Genomic DNA, 13,673 nt, shown 5'->3' with positions numbered 1-13,673 from the left:
AGCAATTCGTGGCCTCACCACTTGAGAAGATCCTTCGCGTCGGCGAAGGTCGCATCCTCCGGAAGCTGACCAGCCTCACGAAGGCGGTCAATGCCCTCGAGGACGACTTCACGGAGTTGAGCGACGAGGAACTGAAGAGCGAGACCGTCGAGCTGCGCGAGCGCTTCGAGAACGGCGAGACCCTCGACGACCTCCTCCCCGAAGCCTTCGCCGCGGTGCGCGAAGCTGCACGCCGCACGATCGGCATGCGCCACTTCGACGTGCAGATCATGGGTGGCGCCGCACTCCACCTCGGCAACATCGCCGAGATGAAGACCGGTGAGGGCAAGACGCTCGTCGCGACCCTCCCGGCCTACCTCAACGCCATCGCCGGCAAGGGCGTGCACATCGTCACGGTGAACGACTACCTCGCGTCGTACCAGTCGGAGATCATGGGGCGCGTCTTCCGTGCGCTCGGCATGACGACCGGTGTGATCGTCGAGGGGCAGACGCCGGAGCAGCGCCGCGAGCAGTATGCGGCCGACATCACCTACGGCACGAACAACCAGTTCGGGTTCGACTACCTCCGCGACAACATGGCGTGGCAGGCGAAGGACATGGTCCAGCGCGGTCACTTCTTCGCCGTCGTCGACGAGGTCGACTCCATCCTCATCGACGAGGCGCGGACCCCGCTCATCATCTCGGGGAAGGCCTCCGGCGAGGCGAACCGCTGGTTCCAGGAGTTCGCCCGGCTCGCGGTACGACTCGAGTCCGGAGAGGACTTCGAGGTCGACGAGAAGAAGCGCACCGTCGGCGTGCTCGAGCCCGGCATCGAGAAGGTCGAGGACTACCTCGGCATCGACAACCTCTACGAGTCCGCGAACACCCCGCTCATCTCCTTCCTGAACAACGCCATCAAGGCCCGCGCGCTCTTCAAGAAGGACAAGGACTACGTCGTGATGAACGGCGAGGTGCTCATCGTCGACGAGCACACCGGTCGCATCCTGGTCGGACGTCGGTACAACGAGGGCATCCACCAGGCGATCGAGGCCAAGGAGGGCGTCGCCGTCCAGGCCGAGAACCAGACCCTCGCGACCGTGACGCTCCAGAACTACTTCCGCCTCTACGAGAAGTTGTCCGGCATGACCGGTACGGCCGAGACCGAGGCGGCCGAATTCATGTCGACGTACAAGCTCGGCGTCGTCCCGATCCCGACCAACCGCCCGATGCAGCGCATCGACCAGTCGGACCTCGTGTACAAGAACGAGGAGGCGAAGTTCGCGCAGGTCGTCGAGGACATCGTCGAGCGCCACGAGCAGGGCCAGCCGGTCCTCGTCGGCACCACGAGTGTCGAGAAGAGCGAGTACCTCTCGAGGCTCCTCGCCAAGAAGGGCGTCAAGCACGAGGTCCTCAACGCGAAGAACCACGCGCGTGAGGCCGCGATCATCGCCCAGGCCGGTCGACTCGGCTCGGTCACCGTCGCCACCAACATGGCCGGTCGTGGAACCGATATCATGCTCGGCGGCAACGCCGAGTTCCTCGCCGTCGCGGAGATGAACGCCAAGGGCCTCAGCCCGATCGACACCCCCGAGGAGTACGAGGCCGCGTGGGACGAGGTCTTCACCGAGGTGAAGGCCGCGGTCAAGGAGGAGGCCGACAAGGTCATCGACGCCGGCGGACTCTACGTCCTCGGTACCGAGCGCCACGAGTCGCGCCGCATCGACAACCAGCTGCGCGGTCGTTCCGGTCGTCAGGGCGACCCGGGCGAGAGCCGGTTCTACCTGTCCCTCACCGACGACCTCATGCGCCTCTTCAACGCCGGAGCCGCGGAGAGTCTCATGGGGCGCCAGAACGTCCCGGACGACCTCGCGATCGAGTCGAAGATCGTCAGCCGCGCTATCCGCAGCGCCCAGTCGCAGGTCGAGGCGCGGAACGCGGAGATCCGCAAGAACGTGCTCAAGTACGACGACGTCCTCAACCGGCAGCGCGAGGCGATCTACTCCGACCGCCGCCACATCCTCGAGGGCGACGACCTCCACGATCGTGCACAGCAGTTCCTGGAGAGCGTCGTCGACGACGTCCTCGACGAGCACACCGGCGAGGGCAACGGCGACGACTGGGACTTCGACGCACTCTGGGCTGAACTGAAGACGCTCTACCCCGTCGGCCTGACGATCGACGAGGTCGTCCAGGAGGCGGGAGCGAAGGGGCGGATCAACCGCGACTTCATGCGCCGCGAGATCCTCTCCGACGCCAAGCTCGCGTACACCAACCGCGAGGAGTCGCTCGGTGCCCCGGCCATGCGCGAGCTCGAGCGCCGCGTCGTCCTCCAGGTGATCGACCGCCGCTGGCGCGACCACTTGTACGAGATGGACTACCTGAAGGACGGCATCGGTCTCCGGGCCATGGCGCAGCGCGACCCGCTGGTCGAGTACCAGCGGGAGGGCTACGCGATGTTCCAGCAGATGATGGGGCAGATCCGCGAGGAGAGCGTCGGCTTCCTCTTCAACCTCGAGGTCGAGGTCGCCGGCGAGGTCGATGCCGGCACCGCTGCACCGGCGATCACGGCCAAGGGCCTGACGCAGGAGACCCCCGACACCGAGAAGCTCAGCTACTCCGCTCCGAGCGAGCAGGGTGGGGTCGAGGTCCGCAACCAGCGCGGGCAGATCGAGAAGGCGGCGACCGAACGGGCACAGCGTCTCCAGCAGACGAACCGTCCCGCCGGCGATGCGGCTCCCGCGACGAAGGCCGCCCCGGCCGCGAAGGCGTCGCGTGGGGCCTTCGGTCAGCAGTCCGAGGCGCCTGCGGCTGCTCCGAGCAACCGTTCGGACCGTCGCAAGCAGGGCAAGAAGAAGTAGGCCCACGCCGGCACGAACGGGAGCCCTCCGGACCATGGTGACATCGGTTCGGAGGGCTCCCGTCTGTCGGGTGCGGGCGGATGTGCAGCGGCGGTCAGAGCACGCTCACCGAGGTCGCCCGCCAGCGGCCGTCCAAGCCCTCCAGCCGGATGGCCACGGCTCGGGACCGCGCTCGTCCGTGGACGATGACCACGGACTCGACGACGCCGTCGCGTGGCTCGGAGACTGTCACGGTGCCGATCGAGACGACGGGGACGGTGCCCGGGACGCCGCGGACGCGTCGTGCCCGTTCGGCGAGGATCACGCGCTTCAGGAGGACGGTGTGCACGTCGGCGGTGATCCACCGCGCGAGCTGCGTGAGGTCGCGGGCTCCGGCGATCACCTCGATCACGCTCCGCGTGAGGTTCTCGAGCAGCGGTCGCGGATCGGGGAGTTCGGCTCGGGGCGCCGGCTGCGGCGCGAAGTAGTCGTCAGCACCGGTGCGCGCCGCCGCCCGCGCCTCCGGCGTGCGTCGCTCGGGGAGCGGAGGCGCCGGCCGGAGGCGAGCCGTGCGTGCTTCGGGCGCGTCGTCGTCGTGCCGGGCAGCGGTGCTCATGGGGCCTCCGAGGGGTGCGCGGCCACCACGAGTCGGGCGACCGGAATATGAAATGTCACACTCATCATGTCAGCTATCCCGTGTCCAGGACCAGAGGTCTGTGGACAACGCAGGACGCGGCCGCGCTCTGCGCACTACCGTCGGCGTATGCGTTGGGACAGCCTGTTCGACGATCTCGCCGGTCAGCTCGACGACGAGCTCGCCGTCGACGACGACGCCGTCCGCATCGAGGCCGAGCGGCTTCGGCGTGGGCGTCTCACCCTCCGCGAGCGGTTGATCGCCCTCTGCGGCGATGTCGGCGCGCCAGGACCGCTCGTCGTCGAACTCGTCGACGGGACGACCTGGCGGCTGCGGGTCCGGAGCATCGGGAAGGACTGGATGCAGGCCGATTCCGGTACCACGGGCGGTCGGGAGGTCGTCGTCCCGCTCGATTCGATCGCGGCGGTCGCCATGACGCAGACCCAGATCGATTGGAGTCTCGACGACGTCGTGGTCCGCGAACCGCGACTGCTCGACCGCCTGACCGTCTCGTTCCTGCTCCGTGATCTGTGCCGACGCCGTGCTGCAGTGGTCGTGCGGACCCGGACGGGGAGCTGGACGGGCACGATCGACCGGGTGGGCCGCGACCATCTGGATCTGGCCGTCCACGAGCCGGGGTCGCCGCGCCGCAGCCGGGGCGTCGAGCAGATCCGCGTCATCGTGCTCTCGGAGGTCGTCGTCGTCGAGCGTGCCGTCTGAGGCGTCACGTCGGGCGCTTGCCGGAACCGGAGCTCAGCCGAGGGGCGGCACCGGCCGGAGCATCGGCGCGCCGGAGAACTCGACGAGTTCGGTGAGCTGGGCCTGATGCCAGAGGGCTGCACGACGTGCCTCCTCGTATTGACCGCTGATGAAGGCTTCGAGCGCCGGGAACTCGATGCGCCACGGTCCGCTGCGCCCGATCCGGATGGCGGGCAGCTCACCGCTCGAGATGAGTTCGGCCACATGCTGGGCCGAGACGTTCAAGACCTCGGCCGTGTCGGCGACGGTGAGGAAGCGACCGAGCGGGGCCGCATCGCGCTGCGATTCCATTCCTCGATTATCCTCTCGCGCGGGCGGCGTCCGCCGGGCTGTGGATAACTTCGGCGCGATGTTCGGAGCTCGGGCAGCATGGGACCGGAGGCGGCGCACGGGGTGCCCATGAAGGAGGAGACGGTGCGGGGAAGCGAACGGGGACACGGATCGGAATCGGGAGGAGCGCGAATCGACGGCGGCGAGCGGATGACCGACCGTCTCGCCGGACTGCGTCATGGTGTCGGTGGACGGCAGGTGTCCCGGTCGCGCATCTGGGTGGACCCACGCTTCCTGGTGGGCCTCATGCTGGTGGTCGCGTCGATCCTGGGGGTGTGGTGGCTCGTCACGACCTCGAGCCGGACGACCCCGGTGTATGCGGCGTCAGAGACGCTGACGCCCGGAACGCGGCTCGACCGCTCCTCACTCCAGGTGATCGACGCACGACTGGGATCGGTCGAGGGCGGGTACCTCGGAGCCGGAGCGGCACCGCCGCCGGGAATCGTCGTCACCCGGACGATCGCAGCGGGGGAGCTCGTGCCGCTCGACGCGCTCGGCGAGGCGAGCGCCGTCGGCGTGACCACGCTCGTCGTCGAACCGGCCGGACGGCTCGGCGCCGACATCCTGCCGGGGACCGTCGTCGACCTCTGGGCGGCCGCGCCGGACGGCGACGGCTACGGTGTCCCGGAGGTGCTCGTCTCGGCCGCGACCGTCGTCCGGGTCGGCGAGGACGAAGGGCTCCTGTCGGGCCGTGGCTCGGTCACCCTCGAGCTCGCTGTCCCGCGCTCCGCCGTCGCGACGGTGCTCTCGGCGACGGCCGCAGCGCATCTGCTGTCCGTGGTCCCCACCGAGCCCGGCGAACGCTGATGCTGCGCGTCGGACTCGCCCTCGATCCGCGGGTCGAGGGCGAGATCCTCGCGACGATGCTCGACCTCGGACACCGCGTCGCCTGGCGCTGTCACGACGGTGCCGAACTCCAAGAGCGCATCGGCACCGGTACGCCCGTCGACGTGCTGCTCGTGTCACCCGGGGCCGACCGCCTGCGCGCCGAACTCATCGACCTCGCGGACCGCGTGGGCACGAGGGTCGTGGCGCTCGCGTCCGGCGAGTCCGAGCGTCGCCTTGCAGCAGGGCTCGGTCTGGTCGACATCGTCGTCCTTCCGGTCGATCCCGAGGAGCTCGATCGGAGCATCGCGCCGCTCGACCTCGCCGACGACGGCCCTCGTCCGGTCGCCCAGGCCGCGGGGCGGGTCATCGCCGTGTGGGGCGCGGCCGGGTCGCCCGGCACGTCCACCGTCGCCGCAGGCATCGCCAGCGAGCTGGCCGCGCGCGGACGCCGGGTCGTCCTCATCGACGCGGACACCTACGGGGCATCCGTCGCGGCCATGCTCGGCCTCCTCGACGAGGCGCCCGGGTTCGCCGCGGCCTGCCGACTGGCCGGAAGTGGGGCGCTCGACCTCGAGCAGCTCGAGCGGATCGCGGTCGTCCATCCGTCGCCGTCCGGCGCGTTCCGGGTTCTGACCGGCATCTCACGTGCGGCACGCTGGACCGAACTGTCGACGGAACGCGTCGCGACGACCATCGAACGGTGTCGGGCGTGGATGGACGACATCGTGATCGACACGGCGTTCTGCCTGGAGGCGGACGAGGAGATCTCGAGCGACCTCTTCGCGCCCAGGCGGAACGGGGCGGCGTTCGCCGTCCTCGGGTCCGCGGACCGGGTGGTGGAGGTCGGTGCGGCCGACCCGGTCGGGGTCACGAGGCTGCTCCGCGGCCACGCGGAACTCGTCGAACTCGTCGACCCGTCGCGCATCTCGGTGGTGGTGAACCGGCTGCGTGGCGTCGCGCTCGGTGCCGGCCCGGCCGGTCAGCTGGCGTCCACGCTCTCCCGCTTCGGCGGGATCGAGGCGGCCGCGCTCCTGCCGGAGGACCAGCGGGTGGTGGACGCCGCGGTGATCGCGGGGAGGACCCTCCGCGACCAGGCCCCGCGCGGGGCGCTTCCCGTCGCGTTGCGGCGGTTCGTGTCCACCGTCCTCGACCAGGAGCCGGCGCCGGTGCGGGACCGCTCGCGACGCTCGGCGGGTGGAGCACGAGGGCGTCGTGCGCGGAGCCGGTCACGCCGAGTGGAATAGTCTCAACGGAGTCACTCAATACACTTGGGTGATCAACCGAATATGCATTTGCTCGCCGATATATGCATCTGCATTCTTCTCCGACGCATCGCTATCCGTTGGGTGATGAATTACTCCGGTATCGCGTCGATATTCAGATTCGCTTGGTGGTGTTCGATATGATCGGATAACCGTCGGACTCACCACGGATATCTTCAGGAGGATCCCCCATGGCTCAGAAAGTCATCACCACATACATCGACGATCTCGACGGCAGCGAACTCGCCTCTGGTGCAGGAGAGACCGTCCGGTTCGCGATCGACGGAACCGAATACGAGATCGATCTCGGTGCAGACAATGCGAAGAACCTCCGCGAGTCGCTGAAGCCCTACATCGGAGCCGGACGCCCGGTCAAGCGTGGGCGCCGCACCTCGAGCACCAGCACCCGCAACAGCGCCGAGAACCTCGCTGCCATCCGCGAGTGGGCCGCGAAGAACGGGCACGCCGTGTCGTCGCGCGGACGCATCCCCCAGGCGGTCCAGGACGCCTACCGCGCAGCCAACTGACACAGTCACGTCCGGCGACGGCGCTCAGTGGCCCCCCACGGGCCGCTGAGCGCCGTCGCCGTTCCATGTCTGCCTACCAGTGGTCGTCAGGGCACGCCCGGCGCACTCGGTGTCGGCCGGCCGAGCCTAGACTGGAATCGTGTCGACGCTCAGTGATCTCGTTCTCGCCCAGGGCCGCTCCAGTGCGGCCGACGTGGAGTGGCTGCACATGCTGCTCGCGGACAGCCAACTCCTCGCGGATCTTGCGTTCGCCGATATCGTCATCTGGGTGCCGACCGATTCCGGCAGTTTCATAGCGGTCGCGCATTCGCGTCCGTCGAGTGCCGCGACACTCTTCTATCGCGACTTCGTCGGGCAATCCATCAAGCAGGAATGGCGCAAGCAGGTCACCGACTGTTTCGAGAGTGGACGGATCATCGAGTCCTCCGCGCCGGACTGGTACGAGGAGACCCCGACCAGGGTTCGTGCCGTGCCCGTCGCCCGGCGGATATCCCCGACCGAGACGACCAATGCCGACGGACCGATCGCGGTCATCACCCGCCACACCAATCTCGGTGAGGCTCGGACGCCCAGCCGCCAGGAACTCACCTTCAACGACTGCGCGAGCGACCTGTTCGAGATGATCGCGGTGGGCGACTTCCCGGATCTCGGAGCGCCGACCGGACCGCGCCGGGGCGCGCCGCGCGCGAGCGACGGCCTGATCCGTCTCGATGTCGACGGCACCGTCACCTTCGCCAGCCCCAACGCGCTCTCGGCCTTCAACCGGATCGGATTCGCCGAGGAACTCGAGGGCGAGTCGCTCGCGGACGTCACGACCCATCTGCTCTCCGGGACGGGGACCGTCACCGTCGACGAGTCCCTGCCGCTCGTCGTCACCGGTCGGGCGCCGTGGCGGACCGACATCGAGGACAAGGGCGTGACGGTCTCCCTCCGGGCGATCCCGTTGCGGAGCCGCGGCGAGCGGGTCGGCGCGATCGTGCTCTGCCGCGACGTCAGCGAACTGCGTCACCAGGAGCAGGAACTCATCACCAAGGACGCGACGATCCGCGAGATCCACCACCGGGTGAAGAACAACCTCCAGACCGTCGCATCGCTCCTGCGGATCCAGGCCAGGCGGACGCACTCGGAGGACGCCCACGACGCCCTCACGCAGGCCATGCGACGCGTGGCCGCCATCGCGGTCGTGCACGACACGCTGTCCGAGGGGCTCAATCAGAACGTCGACTTCGACGAGGTCTTCGAGCGCGTGCTCCTGCTCATCGCCGAAGTGGCGAGCTCGCACAACACCACGGTCCGCCCGAAGTCCTCCGGCTCGTTCGGCGTGCTCCCGAGCGAGTACGCGACGCCGCTCGCCCTCGCGCTCACCGAACTCGTCACCAACGCGGTGGAGCACGGACTCAACGGCCGCGACGGCGACGTGGAGATCACGGCCGACCGTACGGACGAGCTGCTGAGCGTGCAGGTCCGCGACAACGGCGTGGGGCTCCCGGAGGGGAAGGTCGGGTCCGGTCTCGGCACCCAGATCGTGCGCACGCTCATCCAGGGCGAGCTGGGCGGGACGATCGACTGGCACACGCTCATGGGGAGCGGAACCGAGGTCACGATCGCGATCCCGATGCGCTGGGTCGCCAAGAGCTGAGGTCCTGGTCCGTCGCGAACGGCCGCAGACATGCGAGAACCCCGGGGCTGTTCGGCACCCGGGGTTCTCGTCTGCGACTAGGAGGCGCGGCGGGCGCGAGCCGCGCGACGCTTGAGGGCGCGACGCTCGTCTTCGCTGAGGCCGCCCCACACACCGGAGTCCTGGCCGGTCTCGAGCGCGTACTGGAGGCACAGCTCCGTGACACTGCAGGTGGCGCACACGGCCTTCGCCTTGTCGATCTGATCGACCGCCGGACCGGTGTTCCCGACCGGGAAGAACAATTCCGGGTCGACGGTCAGGCAGGCAGCTTTATCGCGCCAATCCATAGGGGAGCTCCTTTTATTGCATGGTGAGATTTCTTCAACCGAGTGAGGGGTCTCGGGAAGCGAAAGCCGAAATGCGAGGGGGATGATCGTCCGGGATTCGGGATCTGTCCACACCCTCGTGGACCTCATGTCGGCCTCAAACATGGTTTCATATCGGTAAGAGCAAATCAATAGTCAAGTTTGGGTGAACCCTGTGAGTACCGATCGAAACGCCGCCTCCGCTCCGAACCCGCAGGGGCATCGTCAGCCCGCGGTGCTGGCCTTCATCGTCCTGCTCGTCGCCGAGGCGCTGCTCATGATCGGGCTCTCGGCCTGGTTCCTCTTCGAGCTGGTCGCGGCGACGCCGGCCTCGTTCACGAGCGCACTGGCGATCTTCGTGATCCTGCTCATCGCCACGGCGTTCGTCACGGCGCTCGCCCTCGGCGCGATCCGCGGACGGAGCTGGATCCGCGGAGGAGCGGTCACCTGGCAGCTCGTGCAGATCGCCGTCGCCGTCGGCGCGTTCCAGGGGGTCTTCGCGCAACCCGTGATCGGGTGGTTCCTGCTACTGCCGTCGCTGGCCGTCCTCGGGCTCCTGTTCACGCCGGCGGTCGCCGCCGTGACCCGACGCGACATCTGAGCGCGACGCGTCGGTCGTGATGGTCCAGCCGCGACGCGTCAGGCGTCGAGGCCGAGGGCCTTGCGGAGGCTCTTCACGTGGCCGGTGGCCTTGACGTTGTACCGGGCGAGGGTGAGGGTGCCCGTCTCGTCGATGACGAACGTCGAGCGGAGGACCCCCGTGACGATGCGTCCGTACGAATTCTTCTCACCGTAGGCTCCGTACGCCTGGTGGACCGTCAGCTCCGGGTCGCTGAGGAGCGGGAACGTGAGCCCGTCCTCCTCCTGGAAGGCCTTGAGCTTCCCGACGGAGTCCTTCGAGACGCCGAGCACCACGTACCCGGCACCGCCGAGCGATGCGAGGTTGTCGCGGAAGTCGCACGCCTGGGTGGTGCAGCCGGGCGTCATCGCGGCGGGGTAGAAGTAGAGGATCACCCGTCGTCCGGCGAAGTCGGACAGGGACACGCTGGTGCCGTCCTGGTCGGCGAGGGTGAACGCGGGGGCCGGGTCGCCGGCGGAGAGACGGAGTGCTTCAGGCATACCCCAAGCCTAGTCAGGAGTACTGGTCGGCTTTGATCGTCGCGAAGGTGCCCAGCAGCCGCTGGAGCGAGTCGAGGCGTGCCGGGCCGTTCTCCCCGAGCCGCCCCTCGGCGACGGCCTCGATGATCGCGCAGTCGGGGGCGTCGGGCAGATGGGTGCAGCCACGCGGGCACTCGAGCGCGATCTCGGCGAGGTCGGTGAACGACTTCAGGATGTTGGCGGTGTCGACGTGTCCGAGACCGAACGAGCGGACGCCCGGGGTGTCGATGACCCACCCGGATCCTCCGGGCGCCTCGATGCGCAGCGAGACGGTCGACGAGGAGGTGTGACGGCCACGCCCGGTGACGACGTTCACATGCCCGGTGGCGCGCTCCGCGGTCGGCACGAGGGCGTTGACCAGGGTGGACTTGCCGACGCCCGAGTGGCCGACGAAGACCGTGTCGTGACCGACGAGGGCTTCGGTGATCTCGGCGAGGGGGACGTCGTCCTCCCGGCTGCGGAACACGCGCAGGCCGAGCCCGGCGAAGTTCGCGAGGAACTCGTCGGGGTCCTGGAGGTCGGTCTTCGTGATGCAGAGGATCGGGGTGATCCCCGCGTCGTAGGCGGCGACGAGGTAGCGGTCGACGAGTCGGGCCCGTGGTTCGGGGTTCGCGGCGGCGACGACGATGAGCATCTGGTCGGCGTTGGCGACGACGACACGCTCCATGGCGTCGGTGTCGTCGCCACTGCGGCGGAGCAGCGTCGTGCGCGGCACGATCCGCACGATGCGCGACAGCGTGCCCTCGGCACCCGAGGTGTCGCCGACGACATCGACCCGGTCGCCGGTCACGATGGCCTGCTTGCGGAGTTCACGAGCGCGTGTCGACGTCAGGACGCGCTCCTCGGGCGTGCCCTCGTCGAGGAGCACGGTGTAGCGACCGCGGTCGACCGCGAGGACGCGTGCGGTCAGTGCATCGAGGTGCTCGGGCCGCGTCTTCGTCCGTGGGCGGTTCGCCTTCGGGTTCGGCCGCATCCTGATGCTCGACTCGTCGAGTTCCGGCTCGTCGTCGTCGACGCCGTCGTCCCACCAGCTCATCGGCTCAGCCCCCGAGCATCGCGTGCCACAGTTCGGTGAACTGTGGGAGCGTCTTGGCGGTCGTCGCGACGTTCTCGATGGTGACCCCGGGCACGACGAGACCGAGGATCGCTCCCGTGGTCGCCATGCGGTGGTCGTGGTAGCTCGACCACTCGCCGCCATGGAGGGGGCGCGGCTCGATGCGGAGACCGTCCGGCAGCTCCGTCACGGCGCCACCGAGCTTGTTGATCTCCGTCGCGAGCGCCGCGAGGCGGTCGGTCTCGTGATGACGGATGTGCCCGATGCCCGTGATGGTCGACGGTCCGTCGGCGAGTGCCGCGAGTGCGGTGAGGGCTGGCGCGAGCTCACCGCCGGTGGTCAGGTCGAGGTCGACCGCGGTGATCCGCTCGCCGCCGGTGACGGTGAGGCGGTCGCCGTCCAGGGTGACCGTCGCGCCGAAGCGGGGCAGGAGGTCCGCCAGGTCGGCACCGACCTGGGTGGTGGAGGTGGGCCAGCCGCGGAGCGTGACGCTTCCGCCGGTGACGAGCGCTGCAGCGAGGAACGGTGCGGCGTTGGAGAGGTCGGGCTCGAGGTCGACGTCGAGCGCGGCGATCGTGCCGGGGGCTACGACCCACTCACCGACGGCCGGTTGTTCCACGGTCACCCCGCGGGCCGCGAGGGCCGCGATGGTCATCTCGATGTGCGGCAGGCTCGGCAGACGCTCGCCCTCGTGGACGAGGTGGAGACCCTGCTCGAAGCGGGCCGCGGCCAGCAGGAGGCCGGACACGAACTGGCTCGACGACGAGGCGTCGATCGTGAGCTTGCCACCCGCGACCGTGCCCGTGCCGTGCACCGTGAAGGGGAGCGCCTTCCGGCCGTCGTCGCTGATGTCGACGCCGAGCGCCTGGAGCGAGCCGATCATGGTGGCCATCGGCCGGTTCCTGGCCGAGGGGTCGGCGTCGAACACGGTCGGCCCGAGGGCGAGGGCGGCCAGCGGCGGGACGAACCGCATGACGGTGCCGGCGAGCCCGCACTCGACGGTCGTGCTGCCGAACAGCTCGCCCGGCGTGACGAGCCAGTCCTTGCCGAACGCGCCCGACGCCGGTCGCTCGACGATGGTGGTCCCGAGTGCGCGCAGCGCCTCGACCATGTTGGTGCTGTCCATCGAGTGGAGCGGGGCGCGCAGGAGGGAGGGCCCGTCGGCCAGAGCGGCCAGGACGAGCTCGCGGTTCGTGAGCGACTTCGAGCCTGGGAGCGAGACGGTCGCATCGACCGGACCGCCCGCGACGGGCGCCGGCCAGGCTGCGTCGTCGTGCTCGGGTTCGGCATCGCCGTACACGTCGAAATCTGGTGCGGAATACGGATTGGTCAACATTGGTTCCAACAGTAGTCGGGGTCGAGAGCAGAAGGAGGAGCGGATGTCCACAGCGGTACTGGAACGACCGGTGACGGAGGCCGATCACGGCCGTCTGGCGCTGGCCGTAGACTGGCCGGTGATGACCTCCGTCGACCCAGAAGCCCTTCCGGCCGAGCCGGACCCCCGATCACTGTTCGAAGCACAGGCACTGCCGTTCATCGATCAGTTGTACGGCGCTGCCATGCGCATGACGAAGAACCCGTCGGACGCCCAGGACCTCGTCCAGGAGACGTTCGTGAAGGCCTTCGCCGCGTTCGCGCAGTTCGAACAGGGCACCAACCTCAAGGCGTGGCTCTATCGCATCCTCACGAACACGTACATCAACACGTATCGGAAGAAGCAGCGCGAGCCGTACCAGGGCACCATCGACGACCTCGAGGACTGGCAGTTGGGCGGCGCCGAGTCGATCAGCGCCACCTCCAGCCGCTCCGCCGAGGCCGAAGCGATCGATCACCTGCCGGACAGCGACGTGAAGAACGCGTTGCAGGCCATCCCGGAGGACTTCCGCCTCGCGGTGTACCTCGCCGACGTGGAGGGCTTCGCCTACCAGGAGATCGCCGACATCATGAAAACGCCCATCGGGACCGTGATGAGTCGTCTGCACCGTGGCCGACGACTCCTCCGCGACCTGTTGGCCGACTACGCCGAGTCCCGGGGGTTCACCGTGACGAAGCAGGGGAGCAAGAAATGAGCGACTGCGGCTGCGACAAGGCCAAGAAGGACCTCGAGGAGTACCTCCGTCACGAGGTGTGCACGACCGAAGCGGCCGACATCCGCGAGCACCTCGCGAACTGCCCGGAGTGTCAGAACGAGGCGCTCGTGGCCCAGACCCTCACCGAGGCCGTCCAGCGGGCGTGCAAGGAGACGGCACCCGAAGACCTGAAGAACCAGGTCCTGGCGTCGCTACGGGCCACCCAGGCCACCCACGAGAGCGCCTGACGGCG

At 68.8% G+C, this 13,673-nt stretch carries 15 protein-coding genes; 9 read left to right on the top strand and 6 right to left on the bottom strand.

Going from position 1 to position 13,673, the window contains the following annotated elements:
* Window positions 1-8 precede the first annotated feature (8 nt).
* Window positions 9-2,837, top strand: a complete 2,829-nt coding sequence (gene secA, locus B9Y95_RS16190; protein ID WP_085513369.1) for a preprotein translocase subunit SecA — start codon at window positions 9-11, stop codon at window positions 2,835-2,837.
* Window positions 2,838-2,931: 94 nt separating this feature from the next.
* Here the strand turns inward: secA and B9Y95_RS16185 are convergent, their stop codons facing one another.
* Complete coding sequence (locus B9Y95_RS16185; RefSeq protein WP_200811431.1) at window positions 2,932-3,432, bottom strand: Rv3235 family protein; 501 nt, start codon at window positions 3,430-3,432, stop codon at window positions 2,932-2,934.
* A gap of 147 nt (window positions 3,433-3,579) precedes the next feature.
* On the opposite strand from B9Y95_RS16185, the gene B9Y95_RS16180 reads away from it, so the two are divergent.
* Entirely contained in the window at window positions 3,580-4,170 is a 591-nt protein-coding gene (locus tag B9Y95_RS16180; protein ID WP_085513367.1) for a hypothetical protein, read from the top strand.
* Between the two features lie 33 nt (window positions 4,171-4,203).
* Here the strand turns inward: B9Y95_RS16180 and B9Y95_RS16175 are convergent, their stop codons facing one another.
* The gene (locus B9Y95_RS16175) at window positions 4,204-4,500 is read right to left on the bottom strand and encodes a helix-turn-helix domain-containing protein (RefSeq protein WP_085513365.1); all 297 of its coding nucleotides are present in this window, start codon (window positions 4,498-4,500) and stop codon (window positions 4,204-4,206) included.
* A gap of 189 nt (window positions 4,501-4,689) precedes the next feature.
* On the opposite strand from B9Y95_RS16175, the gene B9Y95_RS16170 reads away from it, so the two are divergent.
* From B9Y95_RS16170 to B9Y95_RS16155, 4 genes are all read left to right on the top strand, one after another.
* A complete protein-coding gene (locus B9Y95_RS16170; protein WP_143736524.1) occupies window positions 4,690-5,346 on the top strand; it encodes a hypothetical protein in 657 nt (218 codons plus the stop codon).
* Complete coding sequence (locus B9Y95_RS16165) at window positions 5,346-6,611, top strand: CpaE/TadZ family protein (RefSeq protein ID WP_085513361.1); 1,266 nt, start codon at window positions 5,346-5,348, stop codon at window positions 6,609-6,611. The genes B9Y95_RS16170 and B9Y95_RS16165 overlap by 1 nt, the downstream gene beginning before the upstream one ends.
* Window positions 6,612-6,820: 209 nt before the next feature.
* The gene (locus B9Y95_RS16160) at window positions 6,821-7,156 is read left to right on the top strand and encodes a histone-like nucleoid-structuring protein Lsr2 (protein WP_085513359.1); all 336 of its coding nucleotides are present in this window, start codon (window positions 6,821-6,823) and stop codon (window positions 7,154-7,156) included.
* Between the two features lie 139 nt (window positions 7,157-7,295).
* A complete protein-coding gene (locus B9Y95_RS16155) occupies window positions 7,296-8,795 on the top strand; it encodes a sensor histidine kinase (protein ID WP_079002802.1) in 1,500 nt (499 codons plus the stop codon).
* 77 nt (window positions 8,796-8,872) lie between these two features.
* On the opposite strand, the gene B9Y95_RS16150 is transcribed toward B9Y95_RS16155, so the two are convergent.
* Window positions 8,873-9,121 carry a WhiB family transcriptional regulator gene (locus B9Y95_RS16150; protein ID WP_056012627.1) on the bottom strand — a complete coding sequence of 83 codons (249 nt, stop codon included), beginning with the start codon at window positions 9,119-9,121 and terminating at the stop codon, window positions 8,873-8,875.
* Between the two features lie 193 nt (window positions 9,122-9,314).
* Here B9Y95_RS16150 and B9Y95_RS16145 point away from each other — a divergent pair, with 193 nt between their 5' ends.
* Entirely contained in the window at window positions 9,315-9,740 is a 426-nt protein-coding gene (locus B9Y95_RS16145; protein WP_143736522.1) for a hypothetical protein, read from the top strand.
* A 38-nt stretch (window positions 9,741-9,778) separates the two neighbouring features.
* Here B9Y95_RS16145 and bcp read toward each other — a convergent pair whose 3' ends face one another.
* From bcp to aroA, 3 genes are read right to left on the bottom strand one after another with little or no spacing between them, the layout of a single operon-like run.
* The gene (gene bcp / locus B9Y95_RS16140) at window positions 9,779-10,258 is read right to left on the bottom strand and encodes a thioredoxin-dependent thiol peroxidase (RefSeq protein WP_085513355.1); all 480 of its coding nucleotides are present in this window, start codon (window positions 10,256-10,258) and stop codon (window positions 9,779-9,781) included.
* A 13-nt stretch (window positions 10,259-10,271) separates the two neighbouring features.
* Complete coding sequence (gene rsgA, locus B9Y95_RS16135; RefSeq protein ID WP_085513352.1) at window positions 10,272-11,333, bottom strand: ribosome small subunit-dependent GTPase A; 1,062 nt, start codon at window positions 11,331-11,333, stop codon at window positions 10,272-10,274.
* A gap of 4 nt (window positions 11,334-11,337) precedes the next feature.
* On the bottom strand, window positions 11,338-12,687 hold the full coding sequence (aroA, locus tag B9Y95_RS16130) for a 3-phosphoshikimate 1-carboxyvinyltransferase (protein ID WP_085513349.1): 1,350 nt from the start codon (window positions 12,685-12,687) through the stop codon (window positions 11,338-11,340).
* Between the two features lie 43 nt (window positions 12,688-12,730).
* On the opposite strand from aroA, the gene B9Y95_RS16125 reads away from it, so the two are divergent.
* Together B9Y95_RS16125 and B9Y95_RS16120 are read left to right on the top strand one after the other, a co-directional pair.
* Window positions 12,731-13,420, top strand: coding sequence for a sigma-70 family RNA polymerase sigma factor (locus B9Y95_RS16125; protein ID WP_079707243.1), 690 nt, complete (start codon window positions 12,731-12,733; stop codon window positions 13,418-13,420).
* Window positions 13,417-13,668: a zf-HC2 domain-containing protein gene (locus B9Y95_RS16120; RefSeq protein WP_079707242.1), complete on the top strand. Its 252-nt coding sequence runs from the start codon at window positions 13,417-13,419 to the stop codon at window positions 13,666-13,668. The genes B9Y95_RS16125 and B9Y95_RS16120 overlap by 4 nt, the downstream gene beginning before the upstream one ends.
* Window positions 13,669-13,673: the final 5 nt, after the last annotated feature.

Origin of the sequence: Plantibacter flavus, assembly GCF_900177615.1 — a bacterium.
Lineage (GTDB): Bacteria > Actinomycetota > Actinomycetes > Actinomycetales > Microbacteriaceae > Plantibacter > Plantibacter flavus.
The sequence above is the reverse complement of the archived record's forward strand: the minus strand, read 5'-3'. Positions and strand labels throughout refer to the sequence as shown.

Coding starts and splice junctions, on each gene's coding strand:
- B9Y95_RS16165 (WP_085513361.1), top strand. CDS start 5,346: ATGCTGCGCGTCGGACTCGCCCTCGATCCGCGGGTCGAGGGCGAGATC.
- rsgA (WP_085513352.1), bottom strand. CDS start 11,333: ATGAGCTGGTGGGACGACGGCGTCGACGACGACGAGCCGGAACTCGAC.
- aroA (WP_085513349.1), bottom strand. CDS start 12,687: ATGTTGACCAATCCGTATTCCGCACCAGATTTCGACGTGTACGGCGAT.
- B9Y95_RS16150 (WP_056012627.1), bottom strand. CDS start 9,121: ATGGATTGGCGCGATAAAGCTGCCTGCCTGACCGTCGACCCGGAATTG.
- B9Y95_RS16120 (WP_079707242.1), top strand. CDS start 13,417: ATGAGCGACTGCGGCTGCGACAAGGCCAAGAAGGACCTCGAGGAGTAC.
- B9Y95_RS16180 (WP_085513367.1), top strand. CDS start 3,580: ATGCGTTGGGACAGCCTGTTCGACGATCTCGCCGGTCAGCTCGACGAC.
- B9Y95_RS16160 (WP_085513359.1), top strand. CDS start 6,821: ATGGCTCAGAAAGTCATCACCACATACATCGACGATCTCGACGGCAGC.
- bcp (WP_085513355.1), bottom strand. CDS start 10,258: ATGCCTGAAGCACTCCGTCTCTCCGCCGGCGACCCGGCCCCCGCGTTC.
- B9Y95_RS16125 (WP_079707243.1), top strand. CDS start 12,731: ATGTCCACAGCGGTACTGGAACGACCGGTGACGGAGGCCGATCACGGC.
- B9Y95_RS16175 (WP_085513365.1), bottom strand. CDS start 4,500: ATGGAATCGCAGCGCGATGCGGCCCCGCTCGGTCGCTTCCTCACCGTC.
- B9Y95_RS16170 (WP_143736524.1), top strand. CDS start 4,690: ATGACCGACCGTCTCGCCGGACTGCGTCATGGTGTCGGTGGACGGCAG.
- B9Y95_RS16185 (WP_200811431.1), bottom strand. CDS start 3,432: ATGAGCACCGCTGCCCGGCACGACGACGACGCGCCCGAAGCACGCACG.